Below are 14,991 nucleotides of genomic sequence, written 5' to 3'. Positions count from 1 at the left end.
GCGGTGCGGGCCCTCGTGCGTCAGTCGAGGTAGCCGCGGAGCTGGTCGGCGAAGGCGTGGTCGCGGAGTTTGCTGAGGGTCTTGGACTCGATCTGGCGGATGCGTTCGCGCGTCACGCCGAAGATCCTGCCGATCTCCTCCAGGGTGCGGGGCCGCCCGTCGTCCAGCCCGTAGCGCAGCTGGACCACCTTGCGTTCGCGCTCGCCCAGGGTGGAGAGCACCGCCTCCAGGTGCTCGCGCAGCAGCAGGAACGCGGCGGACTCCACCGGGGACGCGGCGTCGCCGTCCTCGATCAGGTCACCGAGGGCGACATCGTCCTCCTCGCCGACCGGGGCGTGCAGCGAGACGGGTTCCTGGGCGAGCCGCAGGACTTCGCCGACCCGCTCCGGGGTGAGGTCGAGCTGGCCGGCGACCTCCTCCGCCGTCGGCTCGTAGCCGCGTTCCTGGAGCATCCGGCGCTGGACCCGTACGACGCGGTTGATCAGCTCGACGACATGGACCGGGACACGAATGGTCCGCGCCTGGTCGGCGAGGGCGCGGGACATGGCCTGGCGGATCCACCAGGTCGCGTACGTGGAGAACTTGTAACCCCGGGCGTAGTCGAATTTCTCGACGGCCCTGATCAGCCCGAGGTTTCCCTCCTGGACCAGGTCGAGCATGGTCAGCCCGCGCCCGATGTAGCGCTTGGCGACGGAGACGACGAGGCGGAGGTTGGCCTCGATGAGGCGGCGCTTGGCCATCCTCCCCATGACCACCAGCCGGTCGAGATCGACGGCCAGCCGGGTGTCCGGGTCCGGGGTGCTCGCGAGCCGTTCCTCGGCGAACAGCCCGGCCTCGACGCGGCGGGCGAGCTCCACCTCGTCGGCGGCGCTGAGCAGTGGGATCCGGCCGATCTCCCGCAGGTACTGGCGGAAGAGGTCGGAGGACGGGCCGGCGGTCTCCGGGCGGCTCCGCGCCCCGGACGGCCCCGGCGACTGCGGCTCCTCCATGAGCACCTCGGGCGGGTCGGGCGGATCGTTCGCTGTCGGCGGCTCCGCCTCGGCCTCCGGATGGTGCACGGCCCGGTTCTGCGCGGGGATGGCCGAGACGTGCTCGGTTTCGGTCAGGGTCCGGGTCTGCACGGGGGCGACCTCCAGGTGATCGCTGCCGGACCGCGGGGATGGAGGACCACCGTTCGATGGGCCGGCCGCGCTCCGATGTCTCAGGCACCGCACCCCAGTGTGGGGGAAGACACATCGCTGCCACGAGGGGCGTGCGGGGACTTTCTGAGTCCGGTCCGTGACCGGCCGGTTACACGGGGCCGCTCCCGGCGCCGGGGCGACGCGTCAGAGCGCGTCGGCCCCGTTGTTGCGCAGGGACTGGGCGTACTGCTGGAGGACCCAGACCTCGTTCTGCGCCGCCGCCAGGTGGTCCGGGGCGACATTGCTGCCGAGGCGGGCGAGGCTGCCCTGTACGTCGTTGATCCGGCGGTCCACGGCGCGCAGCCGGACCTGGACGAGCTGCATGCCCGCGTAGGTCTCGTCGATGGTCTTGCCGTGGAAGACCTCGACCGCCAGCTCGGTGACCAGGTTGCGCACCGTGTCGTTGGGGGCCGCGTCCAGGACCTGGACCAGGTATTCGCGGGTCTCCGGAACGCCCGTCTCGGCGCCTCCGGCCTCCGCGATGCACTGCCGTACGGCGGCGTACGGCGCGGCGGTGAACTCGTCGGCCCCGTAGGCGTCGAAGGCCGGGGAGACCAGGGCGGGCTTCTGCAGGGCGAGCTTGAGCAGCTCGCGCTCGGTGCGGTGGGCGGGGCTGCGGAGGTTGAGCGCGGGGCCCGAGGGGGCGGCGGGGGGCGCCTGGACCTGCTGCTGCCGGGGGCCGCCCCGACCGGGGGCCTGGCCGGGGCCCCGCTGGTCGCCCCGCTCGCGGGCCCAGCGGGCGAGCTGGCCGACCCGCTTGACCACGAACTGGGTGTCCAGGATTCCGAGCATGCCGGCCAGCTGGACGGCGACCTCGTGCTGCGAGGAGCTGTTCTTGATCCGGGCGACGACAGGGGCCGCCTCGTCGAGCGCGGCGCCGCGTCCGGCCGGGGTCTCCAGGTCGTACCGGCCGACGATCTGGCGGAGCGCGAACTCGAAGAGCGGGGTGCGCGGTTCGACCAGGTCACGGACGGCCTCGTCGCCCTTGACCAGGCGCAGATCGCAGGGGTCCATGCCGTCCGGGGCGATCGCGATGTAGGTCTCGGCGGCGAACTTCTGGTCGTCCTCGAAGGCGCGCAGGGCGGCCTTCTGCCCGGCCGCGTCACCGTCGAAGGTGAAGATCACCCGGGCGCTGCCGTTGTCCATCAGGAGGCGGCGCAGGATCTTGATGTGGTCGCCGCCGAAGGCGGTGCCGCAGGTGGCGATGGCGGTGGTGATCCCGGCGAGATGGCAGGCCATGACGTCGGTGTAGCCCTCGACGACCACGGCCCGGCTGGCCTTCGCGATGTCCTTCTTCGCCAGGTCGATGCCGTACAGCACCTGGGACTTCTTGTAGATCGCGGTCTCGGGGGTGTTGAGGTACTTCGGTCCGTTGTCGTCGTCGCGCAGCTTGCGGGCGCCGAAGCCGACGACGTCGCCGGAGGTGTCGCTGATGGGCCACATCAGCCGGCCGCGGAAGCGGTCGATGGGGCCGCGCCTGCCGTCCTGGGAGAGGCCGGAGGCGATCAGCTCCTTGTCGCTGAAGCCCTGGCCGCGCAGATAGCGGGTGAGGTGGTCCCAGCCGGCCGGGCTGTAGCCGACGCCGAAGTGGGCGGCGGCCGCCTGGTCGAAGCCGCGCTCGGCGAGGAACTTCCGGCCGATCTCGGCCTCCGGGCCGTCCAGCTGTTCGGTGTAGAACCGGGCGGCCGCCTTGTGCGCCTCGACCAGCCTGATGCGCTCGCCGCGCTGGTGGGAGGGGTTGTACCCGCCCTCCTCGTACCGCAGGGTGATGCCGGCCTTGGCGGCCAGCCGCTCGACGACCTCCGCGAACGTCAGATGGTCGATCTTCTGCACGAAGGCGATCGTGTCGCCGCCCTCCTGGCAGCCGAAGCAGTGGAAGAGACCCTTGCTCGGGCTGACCTGGAAGGAGGGGGACTTCTCGTCGTGGAACGGGCAGAGTCCCTTGAGGTTGCCACCGCCCGCGTTGCGCAGCTGGAGATACTCGGAAACGACGGCGTCGATCGGGACCGCGTCCCGTACCGCCTTCACATCGTCGTCATTGATCCTGCCTGCCACGGGTGAAGTCTACGGGTGGGGTACGACAGCCGTGGAGCGCGCCGATGTGATCCGTGGAACCGCCGGTGCGGTGCGGAGCGGCCGGCCCGTCCCGTCCGGGAGCCCCGGCGGGACGGCCGGGCCGCGCTCAGCCCAGGGATTCCAGCGGTACCGACGGGTCCGCCAGCGCGTCCGGGTCGACCTGCCGGCCGGACCGGATCAGCCCCTGCACGGTCTCGGTGACGTCCCACACGTTGACGTTCATCCCGGCCAGTACCCGGCGGTCCTTCAGCCAGAAGGCGATGAACTCCCGCTTCCCGGCGTCGCCTCGGATGACCACCTGGTCGTAGCTGCCCGGCGGCGCCCAGCCCGAGTATTCGAGGCCGAGGTCGTACTGGTCGGAGAAGAAGTACGGCACCCGGTCGTAGCTGACGTCCTGGCCGAGCATGGCGCGGGCCGCGGCCGGGCCGCTGTTCAGCGCGTTCGCCCAGTGCTCCACGCGCAGCCGGGTGCCGAGCAGCGGGTGGGCGACGTTGGCGACGTCACCGGCCGCGAAGATGTGCGGGTCGCTGGTGCGCAGCGAGGCGTCGACGGCGATGCCGCCGCCGTCCGCGCGGGGGGCCATGGCGAGCCCGGCGGTCTCGGCGAGGGCGGTGCGGGGCGCGGCGCCGATCGCGGCGAGCACGTCGTGGGCGGGGTGCTCCTCGCCGTCGTCGGTGCGGACGGCGAGGACCAGGCCGTCCTGGCCGATGATCTCGGTGAGGCGGAGGCCGAAGTGGAAGCGGACCCCGTGGTCGCTGTGCAGATCGGTGAAGATCTGGCCGAGTTCGGGGCCGACGACCTGGTGCAGCGGGGTCGGCTCCGGTTCCACGACGGTGACCTCGGCGCCGTAGCCGCGGGCCGCCGCCGCGACCTCCAGGCCGATCCAGCCGGCCCCGGCGATCACCAGATGGCCGTTGTCCCGGCCGAGTGCGGCCAGTACGTTGCGCAGCCGGTCGGCGTGGGCGAGGCGGCGCAGATGGTGGACGCCGGCCAGCTCGGTGCCGGGGACGGGCAGACGGCGCGGCTCGGCCCCGGTGGCGAGCAGCAGCTTGTCGTAGTGGACGACGGTGCCGTCGCCGAGCCGTACGGCGCGGGCCTCCCGGTCGAGTGCGGTGACCGGCTGTCCCAGGTGCAGTTCGATGTCGGCGCCCGCGTACCAGGCGGTCTCGTGGACGAAGACGCTGTCCCGGTCCTCCTTGCCGGAGAGATAGCCCTTGGAGAGCGGAGGCCGTTCGTACGGATGGTCGCGTTCATCGCCGATCAGGATCACCCGGCCGCTGAAACCCTCCGCCCGGAGCGTCTCGGCTGCCTTCGCTCCCGCCAGTCCTCCGCCGACGATGACGAACGTCCGATGTGCGTCGACCACTTGATGCCTCCTCGGTGCTTGCTTCGCGGCGCCGCCAACTGCGAGCGTCCCGCACGCAGCGTGATGGCGAAAGAGGGTGTACCCCGATCAGGTCACACCCAGTGGCCGGGTCCAGTCTGCGCGGCGCGGACCCCGGCACGGGGCACGGCTCGCAGACGGGGCGGAAACGGGTCGGGCCGGACGGGGCTCCGGGAGCCGGTCATCGGCGCTGTCCGGTGAGCGCGGCGTGCAGCGATCGGGCCGAGGCGTCGGTCAGGGCGGCGATCTGGTCGACCAGGACCCGCTTGCGGGTCCGGTCGTCGCGGGCGGCGTCGAACAGCGCCCGGAACTGCGGCTCCAGCCCCTCCGGGGCGCGCGCGGTGAGGGCGGCGGCCAGCTCGGCGATGACGATCCGCTGGTCGGCGCGGATGGCCTCCTGCTCGGCGCGCTGCATGACGTACCGGTCGGCGACCGCCTTGAGCACGGCGCATTCGTCGCGGGCCTCGCGGGGCACGACCAGCTCGGCGGCGTACCGGCCGAGGCGGCCCGTCCCGTGAGCCTGCCGGGTGCTGCTCTCGGCGGCCAGGCAGAACCGGCCGATCAGCTGGCTCGTCGCGTCCTTCAGGCGGGCCTGGGCGACGGCGGAGCCGTCGTAGCCGTGCGGCCACCAGTCCTGGGCGATGAGCCGGTCCAGCGCGTCGGCCAGCTCCTGCGGCTCGGTGTCCGCCGGTACGTAGCGGCCGATGGCGACCGCCCAGATCGCGTTCCGCTCCGGTTCGGCGTAGAGGCAGTTGGGGTCGATGTGCCCGGCGTGCAGCCCGTCCTCGAAGTCGTGCACGGAGTAGGCGACGTCGTCGGACCAGTCCATGACCTGGGCCTCGAAGCACTTGCGGTCCTTCGGTGCCCCCTTGCGGGCCCATTCGAAGACCGGCAGGTCGTCCTCGTACACCCCGAATTTCGGCGAGCCGGGGTCGGTGGGGTGTGCGCCGCGCGGCCAGGGGTACTTGGTGGCGGCGTCCAGGGCGGCACGGGTCAGGTTGAGTCCGACGCTGACCAGCTCGCCGGTGCGGGTGTCGGGGACGAACCGCTTCGGTTCGAGCCTGGTCAGCAGCCGCAGCGACTGGGCGTTGCCCTCGAAGCCCCCGCAGTCCGACGCGAAGTCGTTGAGCGCCTGCTCCCCGTTGTGCCCGAACGGCGGGTGGCCCAGGTCGTGGGCGAGGCAGGCCGTCTCGACCAGGTCGGGGTCGCAGCCGAGCGCGGCCCCGAGTTCCCGGCCGACCTGGGCGCATTCGAGGGAGTGGGTGAGCCTGGTCCGGGGGCTGGCGTCCCAGGCGTGGCTGCGGGTGCCCGGGGTGACGACCTGGGTCTTCCCGGCGAGCCGGCGCAGCGCGGCGGAGTGCAGCACCCGGGCACGGTCGCGCTGGAACGCGGTGCGGCCCGGCCGTTTGTCCGGCTCGGTGTCCCAGCGTTCGGCGTCGGCCGGGCCGTAGGGGCCGGTGCCGTGGTCCTGCGTGCCCTGCTTACCGTCCATGCCGTCCATGGTTCCGACAGTAAACGGCCGGACCGACAAGAAGGCTCAGGCGGCCGCCCGGAGATGTCCGTTCATCAGGTTTTTCCTGCGGATACGCCTCTGGCGCCGCCCGGGGGCCGGGACTCCGCCGATGCGGTTCTGCGGGTTCCGTTCCGGGTGACCAGGCAGAGCTGGGTGCCGAGCTGTGCGGTGATACGGGTCAGCAGTTGCGCCGTGCTGTCGAGGGGCAGGGACTCCTGGGCTTGTGCCGGTGCCGGCTGCGTCATGGCTCGATGGTGCGGGAGGGAGGTTGCGGCGCCGTTGCGGGCGGGTGACGGGAGGCGTGCCGCCGGGTTCAGCGGGCGGGGCCGAAGAGCCGCTCGATGACGTCCGCGACGCCGTCCTCCTCGTTGCTGAGCGTGTGCGTCGCTATCGCGGCCAGCACGCTCGGGTGGGCGTTGCCCATCGCGTAACCGGCGCCGGCCCATTCGAGGACGCTCAGGTCGTTGGGCATGTCGCCGAAGGCGACGACCTCCGCGGCGTCGATGCCCCGCCCGGCGCACAGCACCGACAGGGTGCCGGCCTTGGTGACCCCGGACGCGCTGATCTCCAGCAGCCCGCGCCCGCCGGAATGGGTGAGCTGCACCCCGTCGACGGCCCCCGCCTCGGCCGCGGCCAGCAGCGCGTCCGCGTCCAGCCGGTCGGACCAGGCGAGGAGCTTGGTGACCGGGACGTCGGCCAGCCACAGGTCCGCGAGCGACGGCACGGGCAGTTCGGCGCCGGTGTCCTCGGAGAGCCGCAGGCGGTAGGCCGGTTCGTAGAGGATCTGATTGCCGGTCTCCAGGGCGAAGCCGATCTCGGGCACGGCGGCGGCGAGCGCGGTGGCCACGCGGCGGGCGGTGGTGAGCGGCAGGGCGCGGGAGGAGACGACGGTGCGCGTCCCGATGTCGTACACCATCGCCCCGTTGCTGCACACCGCCGTTCCCACGAGGCCGACGGCGTCGGCGAGCCGGTCGACGAACCTGGGCGGCCGGGCGGTGACGAGGACGATCTCCGCGCCGGCGCTCTCGGCGGTGCGCAGGGCGCGCAGGGTGCGGGGCGAGAGGGTGCCGTCGTTGCGCAGGAGGGTGCCGTCGAGATCTGACGCGATCAGTCGTGGACGCAGCATTGGGCGATGCTAAGGGGCGGCCCGCCCGGCGGTCCGCGCGCCCCGGGTTCCGGGGCGGCGGTGCGGCATTCGTCCCGTCCGTTCGAGAACCCTTTCGGCCTCCTGATCGTCCGATCAAGTGGGACGACCGAACACGGTAAGGAAAGAGGGGGGGCTCCCATGCGGGTGAAGTGGCCGGGGCGGCAGTCGCTCGGGCGGTTGCGTCCGCGGTGGCCGCGGACGCGGCGGGCGCAGCGGCGGACCGTGCAGGCGGTGATGCTCGCGTGTGTGGCCGGGCTGGCGCCCATGACCTGGATGTACTCCGTCGCGGACGCCCGGGTCAGGACGACCGCGGACGCGCCCCCGCAGCAGGTGGCCATGGTGTTCGGGGCGGGGCTCTGGCAGGGCAGACCGTCGCCGTATCTCGCCAACCGGCTGAAGGCCGCCGCCGAGCTGTACCGGGACGGCAAGGTGAAGGTCGTGCTCGTGACCGGGGACAACAGCCGGAAGGAGTACGACGAGCCGGACGCCATGCGCACCTATCTCAGGGAGCGCGGAGTGCCGGACGAGCGGATCGTGAGCGACTTCGCCGGGTTCGACACCTGGGACTCCTGTGTGCGGGCCAAGAAGATCTTCGGGGTCGACCGCGCGGTGCTGGTGAGCCAGGGGTTCCACATCCGCCGGGCGATCGCGCTCTGCCGGACCGCGGGGATCGACGCGTACGGGGTGGGCGTGGACGCCAAGCACGACGCGACCTGGTACTACGGCGGCACACGAGAGGTGTTCGCGGCGGGGAAGGCGGCGCTGGACGCCGTCTTCAAGCCCGACCCGCACTTCCTGGGGCCCCGGGAGACCGGGGTCGGGGAGGCGCTGGCGGCGCAGGAGCGGTAGGCCCCGCGGCCCCGGAGGGGCCCGGGGCTACAGGGACGTGACCGGGGCGGTCTCGGCCGAGACCCAGGCCAGGTAGCGGGCGCTGCCCCGTACCACCGGGATCGCGATGATCTCCGGGGTCTCGTAGTCGTGCGCCGCCTCCAGATGGGCCTCCAGTTCGGGGTAGCGCTCGGTCGTCGTCTTGAACAGCAGCTGCCACTCCTCGGTGGTCTCGATGGCGTTCTGCCAGCGGTAGACCGAGGTGACGGGCGCGGAGATCTGTACGCAGGCGGCGAGCCGCGCCTCCACCACGCCCTGCGCCAGGGCATGGGCCTTCTCCTCACTGTCCGTCGTGGTCAGTACGGTCAGCCATGCCGGCGTCGTCACCTTCGGCTCCTACGAGGTCGGTCGCGTGGTCGCTCGCTGGGGTGGTTACGAAGTGCTCCCCCTCCGTCGATTGTCGGGGACGTCGCGGCTCGGCGCTCCCGGGTCAGACGCCGTACGGGCGGACGGCCTTGGCGTCGCGCAGGGCGTGCCCCCACCAGACCAGCTGGTCGAGCAGCACCTTGGCCGCCGCGTCGCAGCCCGCCGGGTCCTGGTGCCTGCCCTCGTCGTCGAAGAGCGCGCCCGCGTTGTGGAAGGACACGGTTTCGCGGATGCCCACGGTGTGCAGCTCCGCGAAGACCTGCCGCAGGTGCTCGACGGCGCGCAGCCCGCCGGAGACCCCTCCGTACGAGACGAAGGCGACGGGTTTGGCCTGCCACTCGTCGCGGTGCCAGTCGATGAGGTTCTTCAGCGGGGCCGGGTACGAGTGGTTGTACTCGGGGGTGACGACGACGAAGGCGTCGGCCGCCGCCAGCCTGGACGCGACGGCCGCGAGCCGGGCCTGCGCGTCGGCGTCCGGCCGGAAGGAGAGCGCGGCCGGGAGGCCGAGTTCGGCGACGTCGATCAGATCGGTCTCGATGTCCGGGTGGGGGCCGGTGTGCGAGAGGAACCAGTCGGAGATGACGGGGGCGAAGCGCCCCTCGCGGTTGCTGGCGAGGATGACCGCGACCTTCAGGGGTGCGGTGGAGCCGGCCGTGGATGCGGTGGATGAAGGTGCCGTGGTGAGGTCCATGCGGAGAGCCTCGTACATCAACCATGGTCGAGGTCAAGCCCCTTCCGCCGGGCCCCGCCGGCCGTCGCGGCATACCGTGGACCGCATGACGGCTCCCCCACCCGCGCCCTTCCCGTACACCGAGTTCGACGGCCGTCCGGCCAGCGAGGCGAACCTGCGGATTCCGGCCTCCGCCGGTTATGGCCATTTCACGTCCATGCAGATCAGGGGCGGAAAGGTACGCGGCCTGGATCTGCATCTGGCTCGGCTGGACGCCGCCGGCCGGGAGTTGTTCGGGCGCGGTCTGGACGGGGCACGGGTCCGCGGGCTGGTCCGGCACGCGCTGGACGGCGCCGGGGTGCGGGACGCCTCGGTCCGGGTCCACGGCCTCCTGCTGCCGGAAGGCGTCCACGGCTCCCCGCCCGTCGGCACCCCGGAGACGACCGTCATGGTCACGGTGCGCGGCCCGGCCCGGAAGTCCGCCGAACCGCACGGCCTGATGTCCGTCCCGTACGCCCGTACCGTGCCGCACATCAAGCGGCCCGGCGACTTCGGCCAGACGTACTACGCGCGAGCGGCCGCCCGTGCCGGGTTCGACGAGGCCCTGCTGACCCTGCCGGACGGCACGGTGACGGAGGGCGCGATCACCAACATCGGCTTCTGGGACGGCACTTCGGTGGTGTGGCCGGGCGCCCCCTGTCTGATCGGCATCACCATGGGGCTGCTGGAGCGGGAACTGCCCGGCGCGGGGCTGGAGTCCGTACGGCGTCCGGTGACCCTGGACGGACTGGGCGCCTACCGCTCGGCGTTCATCACCAACTCGCAGGGCATCGCGCCGGTCGGGCGGATCGACGACACCCGGTTCGAGGTGGACGAGGAGCTGATGAAGCGGATCGGGCAGGCGTACGCGGGTGCCCGCTGGGACGCGATCTGACGCGCCCGGCCCCGGTGCGGCCGGCGGCCGTACCGGGGCCGGAGCCCGTGCGGGTGCGGGTTACTTCTCCCAGCCGATGGTCTCCGGGAGCGGGCTGTGGAAGATGGTGGCGCCGACATTGGCGAGGCCCTTCTTCACGCTGTACGTCGAGGGGCCGCTGAACAACGGCAGGAAGGCGTACTGCCCGAGGGCCTTCTGCTCGACCTCGTTGACCGCCTTCACCTGCTCGTCCAGGTCGGCTATCCCGGTGGTCGCGCGGATCTCCTTGTCCAGGGCCGGGGTTCCGGCGCCGGTGATGTTGGAATCACGGTCCGAGCAGTAGAAGTCGCACAGGTAGCGGGCGCCGAACGGGTCCATGGAGCGGTTGCCGGACAGGAAGAGGTCGAACCTGCGCTCGCTGAGGATCTTCGAGAAGTCCGCCTCGTCGGCCTTCCTGGTGACGACCTCGACGCCGACCGGCTTCAGCATCGCGGTGAAGGCACCGGCGATGGCCTTGTCCAGCGGCTGGTCGCCGAGGATCGTGTAGCCGACCTCCAGCCTCTTGCCGTCCTTGACCCGGATGCCGTCGCCGCCGGGCTTCCAGCCCGCCGCGTCGAGCGTCTTCTTCGCCTCGTCCGGTGAGTGCTTCAGGACGGCGGAGACATTGTCCCGGTAGCCCTTCTGGAAGCTGTACAGCACCGCCGAACCGGGCAGCGGCTCCTTGTAGTCGAGCCCCTGGAACTGGATCTTCGCGATCTGGGAGCGGTCGATGCTCTCCTGGATGGCCTTGCGGACGGCCGTGTCCGAGAGGTTCGCCGACTTGGTGTTGAAGTAGAGGGAGTATTCGAAGGGACTGCCGCCGCTGCGGATCTCCGTCCCCTTGAGCCCCTTGACCTGCTTCAGGCTCTCCGCGTCGACGGCCGAGGTGTAGTCGAGCTGGCCGTTCTTGAAGGCGTTGACCGCCGCGGTCGACTCCAGGTTGACGTACACACGCTTGTCGAGCTTGCCCTTCTTTCCCCACCACTTCGGGTTGCGGACGAAGGTGATGCCGCCGGAGTGGGTGTCCCACTCGCCGACCGTGTACGGACCCGCGCCCCACTCCGGGTGGGCCTTCTTGACGTACGCCTTGTTGAAGTTGGCGACGGTGGCCGCCTTCGGGTGCAGGAAGGTGGTGAACAGGGTCGTCCAGGAGGCGTTGACGCCCTTGAACTCGATGACGGCCTGCTTGGCGTTCGCGCCCTTGTGGACCGAGGTGATCCGGTCGTAGCCGTCGGTGGAGGAGGTGTCGTACGCCTTGTCGGAACCGTTGTTGGCCTTCCAGGTGGCCTCGATCGCGGTCCAGTCGATCGGGGTGCCGTCGTTGAAGGTGGCCTTCTCGTTGATGGTCAGCGTGACCTTCTGCCTGCCTCCCTCGACGGCGACCTTCACATCGCTGTAGTAGTCCGGGTTGTACTGCACCTCGCCGGTGGGCGAGTACGTGATCGCGTCGGCGTTGTACCAGGCCCAGACCCGGGACGCGGTCAGGGTGGCGTTGACGTTGAACGGGTTGCCCTGGTCGTCGAAGGTCCCGGCGGTGGTGTACGTGCCGCCGTCCTTGATCCGGTCGTACGGCACCGGGTTGTAGTCGGCCGCGGCCGATGCGGCCTCGGGGGCGTCCTTGCCCGCCGCGTCGGACCCGTCCTTCCCGGACGAGGCGTCACAGGCGGTGGCGGCGACCGAGACGGCGGCGACGAGTGCGATGGGCAGGGCCAGTCTTGCGCGCATGGCGGAAGGGTTCCTTCTGGTTTCGGTGAGGTCGGGAGGAATGGTGTGTACGAGGGGAGCGGCGGGGCTCAGACGGCGTGGCAGGCGTACCGGTGGCCGGGGCGTCCGGCCACCGCCGTCGGCTCGGGGCGCTCCGTGCGACAGCGCCGGCGCACGTCCTCGTCGGCGAGGCGGTACAGGGGGCAGCGGTCGACGAAGACGCAGCCCGCGGGCGGCCGGGTGGCGCTCGGCTGCTCGCCCCGCAGCACGACCCGTTCACGGGCTCGTTCGCGCCGCGGGTCGGGCACCGGGATCGCCGAGAGCAGCGCCCGGGTGTAGGGGTGCTTCGGGTCGGCGAAGATCGTCTCGGTGTCCCCGGTCTCGACGATGTGCCCCAGGTACATCACCGCGACGCGGTCGGAGACGTACCGGACCACGGCCAGGTCGTGGGCGACCACCAGGTAGGCGAGCCCGAGTTCGCGCTTGAGCCGGGCCAGCAGGTTGATCACCCCGGCCTGCACCGACACGTCGAGGGCCGAGAGCGGCTCGTCGAGGGCGAGCAGTTTCGGCTCGGTCGCCAGGGCCCTGGCGATGCCGACCCGCTGGCGCTGGCCGCCGGAGAGCGCGGCCGGGAAGCGGCCGCTCACCGAGGCGTCCAGGCCCACCAGCGTGAGCAGTTCGTGGATCCGGGAGCGGATCGACTCGCGGTCCTGCCCGATGGCCCGGAGGGGTTCGGCGAGCAGCTGGAAGACGGGCAGCCGGGGGTTCAGGGCCCCCAGCGGGTCCTGCATGACGATCTGTACGTCCCGCCGCAGCTCCCGTACCCGTGCGGCGGATCCGGCCGTCGCGACATCGGTGCCGGCGACCTCGATCCGGCCGCCCTCGGGCTGCTTCAGCCTCAGGACCTCCAGCAGGGTCGTGGTCTTGCCGCTGCCCGATTCGCCCACCAGCCCCAGGGTCTCCCCGGCACGCAGCTCGAAGCTCACCCGGTTGACGGCGTGCACCGTGCCGACCCGGCGCTTGAGGAGGGCGCCCTTGGTGACCGGGAAGGTCTTGACCAGGTCCTCGACCCGGAGCACCACCTCGCCGGCCGCCGCGGTCCCGGCCCCGTCCGGATCGCCGTCCGGCCCGGTCCCCCCGGCGGGGTCCAGGGATCCGTCGGCGATCTCGTCGGCGCGCAGGCAGGCCACGTGCCCGTGTCCGGTGATCTCGCGCAGCTCGGGCTCGTCGGCCCGGCACTCGTCCCGCGCGACGGCGCAGCGGCTCGCGAAGGGGCAGCCGCCGGGCAGGTCCACGAGGGCGGGCGGCTCCCCGCCGATCGGGACCAGGGGGCGGTGGACCCCGCTGTCCACGGTGGGCACGGCGGCCAGCAGCCTCGCGGTGTAGGGCATGGCCGGCCGGCGGAACAGCTCGTCGACGCCCGCCCGTTCCACGAACCGGCCCGCGTACATCACGGCGATGTCGTCCGCGTGGCCGGCCACGACCCCGAGGTCGTGGGTGATGAGCACGAGGCCGGCCCCGGTCTCCTTCTGTGCCAGCCGCAGGACGTCCAGGATCTGGGCCTGCACGGTGACGTCGAGGGCGGTGGTGGGCTCGTCGGCGACGAGGACGGACGGCTTGTTGGCGATCGCCATGGCGATGACGACGCGCTGGCGCATGCCGCCGGAGAACTCGTGCGGGAACGACTTGGCCCGGCCCCGCGGGTCGGGTATGCCGACGAGATCGAGCAGTTCGACGGCCTGTTCCCAGGCCGCGCGCTTCGTGAGGTCCTGGTGGACGCGCAGGGCGTCGGAGAGCAGCCGGCCCACGGAGAAGATCGGTGTGAGCGCGGACAGCGGGTCCTGGAAGACCATGCCGATGGAGTTGCCCCGTACCGAGGAGAGCTCCTTGTCCCCGAGGCCGATCAGGTCCCGTCCGCCGAGCAGCACCCGGCCCCGCAGTTCGGCGGAGGGCGGCAGCAGGCCCATCACGGCCATCGCGGTGGCCGACTTGCCCGAGCCGGACTCGCCGACGATGCCGAGGGTCCGGCCCGGCAGGAGGTCGAAGCCGACGCCGCGCACCGCCTCGACGGGGCCGGCCTCCGAGGGGAAGGTGACCCGCAGGTCCCGCACCGAGAGCACGGGGGTGGCGCCGGTGGCTGCCGGGGATCCGGCCAGGGTGGTGAGGGTCATCGTCGGCCTCCTGCCGCACCGGTCACGGACGTGGGGTCGAGCGCGTCGCGCAGCCCGTCGCCGACGAAGGTCATCGACATGGTGAGCAGGACGACCAGCCCCGCGGGGAAGGCGAAGAGCCACGGGGCGCTCGTGACGGTGCCGGCACCGTCCGCGAGCATCGTGCCGAGGGACACGTCGGGGGTCTGGACGCCGAACCCGAGGAAGGACAGGGCGGTTTCGCTGAGCACGGTCGCGACGACGCCGAGCGTCAGATTGACGATCAGCAGCGAGCCGAGGTTGGGGATGATGTGGCGCAGGATGATGCGCGGTGCGCTGATGCCCATGAACTCGGCGGCCGTCACGTAGTCCCGTTCCCGCAGCGAGGTCGAGACCGACCAGATGACCCGCGCGGTGGACATCCAGCCGAACACCGTGAGCACGACGATGAGGACCCGCCAGTCCCCGGCGAGGCGGTGGGAGACCAGGGCGAGGATGAGGAACGAGGGGACGACCAGCAGGAAGTGGATGACGGCGAGCGTCGCCTTCTCCACCCGGCCCCCGAAGTACGCGGCGCTGGAGCCGATGACCGCTGCGACGACGATGGTCAGCGCGGAGACGCTCACGGCGATCGCCAGGGAGCGCTGGAGTCCGTGCACGGCGGAGGCGTAGACGTCGTTGCCGCCCTGGTTGGTGCCGAACCAGTGGGTGGCGCTCGGTGGTTGGGTGAGCGCGGCGAAGTCTGCGTCGGAGTACGCGTAGGAGGTGAACACCCCGCCGAACAGGCTGAACAGCACCAGCAGCACGAAGATCACCACCCCGACGACGGCGAGGCGGTTGCGCAGGAAGCGCCGCAGGTAGAGCCGGCCGAGGCCGAGGTGGGGCGCGTCCGCCTTCCGCGCGGGGGAATCCGCCGGCGTCGCACCGGCCGCGGCGTCGGTCGTCATGTCCGTGGCCACG

Annotated in this window: 13 protein-coding genes; 2 read left to right on the top strand and 11 right to left on the bottom strand. The window is 71.8% G+C overall.

The genetic code is table 11. From position 1 onward, the window contains the following. Window positions 1-20: 20 nt before the first annotated feature. The 6 genes from ACFVH0_RS04115 to ACFVH0_RS04090 form a co-directional block, all read right to left on the bottom strand. Window positions 21-1,121 carry an RNA polymerase sigma factor gene (locus tag ACFVH0_RS04115; RefSeq protein WP_385817900.1) on the bottom strand — a complete coding sequence of 367 codons (1,101 nt, stop codon included), beginning with the start codon at window positions 1,119-1,121 and terminating at the stop codon, window positions 21-23. Window positions 1,122-1,325: 204 nt separating this feature from the next. Next, window positions 1,326-3,236, bottom strand: coding sequence for a DNA primase (dnaG, locus tag ACFVH0_RS04110; RefSeq protein ID WP_385817899.1), 1,911 nt, complete (start codon window positions 3,234-3,236; stop codon window positions 1,326-1,328). A gap of 127 nt (window positions 3,237-3,363) precedes the next feature. Continuing rightward, complete coding sequence (locus ACFVH0_RS04105; RefSeq protein WP_385817898.1) at window positions 3,364-4,623, bottom strand: NAD(P)/FAD-dependent oxidoreductase; 1,260 nt, start codon at window positions 4,621-4,623, stop codon at window positions 3,364-3,366. Between the two features lie 199 nt (window positions 4,624-4,822). Beyond that, on the bottom strand, window positions 4,823-6,142 hold the full coding sequence (locus tag ACFVH0_RS04100) for a deoxyguanosinetriphosphate triphosphohydrolase (RefSeq protein WP_385817897.1): 1,320 nt from the start codon (window positions 6,140-6,142) through the stop codon (window positions 4,823-4,825). Window positions 6,143-6,207: 65 nt separating this feature from the next. Next, complete coding sequence (locus ACFVH0_RS04095) at window positions 6,208-6,399, bottom strand: hypothetical protein (RefSeq protein ID WP_385817896.1); 192 nt, start codon at window positions 6,397-6,399, stop codon at window positions 6,208-6,210. A gap of 68 nt (window positions 6,400-6,467) precedes the next feature. Continuing rightward, a complete protein-coding gene (locus ACFVH0_RS04090; protein ID WP_385818063.1) occupies window positions 6,468-7,265 on the bottom strand; it encodes a Cof-type HAD-IIB family hydrolase in 798 nt (265 codons plus the stop codon). Between the two features lie 174 nt (window positions 7,266-7,439). Here ACFVH0_RS04090 and ACFVH0_RS04085 point away from each other — a divergent pair, with 174 nt between their 5' ends. Next, the gene (locus ACFVH0_RS04085) at window positions 7,440-8,150 is read left to right on the top strand and encodes a vancomycin high temperature exclusion protein (RefSeq protein WP_385817895.1); all 711 of its coding nucleotides are present in this window, start codon (window positions 7,440-7,442) and stop codon (window positions 8,148-8,150) included. A gap of 27 nt (window positions 8,151-8,177) precedes the next feature. Here ACFVH0_RS04085 and cutA read toward each other — a convergent pair whose 3' ends face one another. Together cutA and ACFVH0_RS04075 are read right to left on the bottom strand one after the other, a co-directional pair. Next, on the bottom strand, window positions 8,178-8,516 hold the full coding sequence (gene cutA, locus ACFVH0_RS04080; RefSeq protein ID WP_385817894.1) for a divalent-cation tolerance protein CutA: 339 nt from the start codon (window positions 8,514-8,516) through the stop codon (window positions 8,178-8,180). Between the two features lie 103 nt (window positions 8,517-8,619). After that, complete coding sequence (locus tag ACFVH0_RS04075) at window positions 8,620-9,246, bottom strand: NADPH-dependent FMN reductase (RefSeq protein ID WP_385817893.1); 627 nt, start codon at window positions 9,244-9,246, stop codon at window positions 8,620-8,622. Between the two features lie 85 nt (window positions 9,247-9,331). On the opposite strand from ACFVH0_RS04075, the gene ACFVH0_RS04070 reads away from it, so the two are divergent. Next, window positions 9,332-10,159 carry an aminotransferase class IV gene (locus ACFVH0_RS04070; protein WP_385817892.1) on the top strand — a complete coding sequence of 276 codons (828 nt, stop codon included), beginning with the start codon at window positions 9,332-9,334 and terminating at the stop codon, window positions 10,157-10,159. Window positions 10,160-10,219: 60 nt separating this feature from the next. Here ACFVH0_RS04070 and ACFVH0_RS04065 read toward each other — a convergent pair whose 3' ends face one another. The 3 genes from ACFVH0_RS04065 to ACFVH0_RS04055 form a co-directional block, all read right to left on the bottom strand. Next, on the bottom strand, window positions 10,220-11,902 hold the full coding sequence (locus ACFVH0_RS04065) for an ABC transporter family substrate-binding protein (RefSeq protein ID WP_385817891.1): 1,683 nt from the start codon (window positions 11,900-11,902) through the stop codon (window positions 10,220-10,222). A gap of 68 nt (window positions 11,903-11,970) precedes the next feature. Then, window positions 11,971-14,052, bottom strand: coding sequence for a dipeptide ABC transporter ATP-binding protein (locus tag ACFVH0_RS04060; RefSeq protein WP_385817890.1), 2,082 nt, complete (start codon window positions 14,050-14,052; stop codon window positions 11,971-11,973). Beyond that, complete coding sequence (locus ACFVH0_RS04055; protein ID WP_385818062.1) at window positions 14,049-14,978, bottom strand: ABC transporter permease; 930 nt, start codon at window positions 14,976-14,978, stop codon at window positions 14,049-14,051. The genes ACFVH0_RS04060 and ACFVH0_RS04055 overlap by 4 nt, the downstream gene beginning before the upstream one ends. Between the last annotated feature and the right edge of the window lie 13 nt (window positions 14,979-14,991).

The sequence above is a fragment of the Streptomyces sp. NPDC127117 genome (assembly GCF_042677325.1).
GTDB lineage: Bacteria > Actinomycetota > Actinomycetes > Streptomycetales > Streptomycetaceae > Streptomyces.
This window is presented reverse-complemented; position numbering and strand designations above follow the sequence as displayed.

Coding starts and splice junctions, on each gene's coding strand:
- ACFVH0_RS04100 (WP_385817897.1), bottom strand. CDS start 6,142: ATGGACGGCATGGACGGTAAGCAGGGCACGCAGGACCACGGCACCGGC.
- ACFVH0_RS04095 (WP_385817896.1), bottom strand. CDS start 6,399: ATGACGCAGCCGGCACCGGCACAAGCCCAGGAGTCCCTGCCCCTCGAC.
- ACFVH0_RS04085 (WP_385817895.1), top strand. CDS start 7,440: ATGCGGGTGAAGTGGCCGGGGCGGCAGTCGCTCGGGCGGTTGCGTCCG.
- ACFVH0_RS04075 (WP_385817893.1), bottom strand. CDS start 9,246: ATGGACCTCACCACGGCACCTTCATCCACCGCATCCACGGCCGGCTCC.
- ACFVH0_RS04070 (WP_385817892.1), top strand. CDS start 9,332: ATGACGGCTCCCCCACCCGCGCCCTTCCCGTACACCGAGTTCGACGGC.
- ACFVH0_RS04065 (WP_385817891.1), bottom strand. CDS start 11,902: ATGCGCGCAAGACTGGCCCTGCCCATCGCACTCGTCGCCGCCGTCTCG.
- ACFVH0_RS04060 (WP_385817890.1), bottom strand. CDS start 14,052: ATGACCCTCACCACCCTGGCCGGATCCCCGGCAGCCACCGGCGCCACC.
- ACFVH0_RS04055 (WP_385818062.1), bottom strand. CDS start 14,978: ATGACGACCGACGCCGCGGCCGGTGCGACGCCGGCGGATTCCCCCGCG.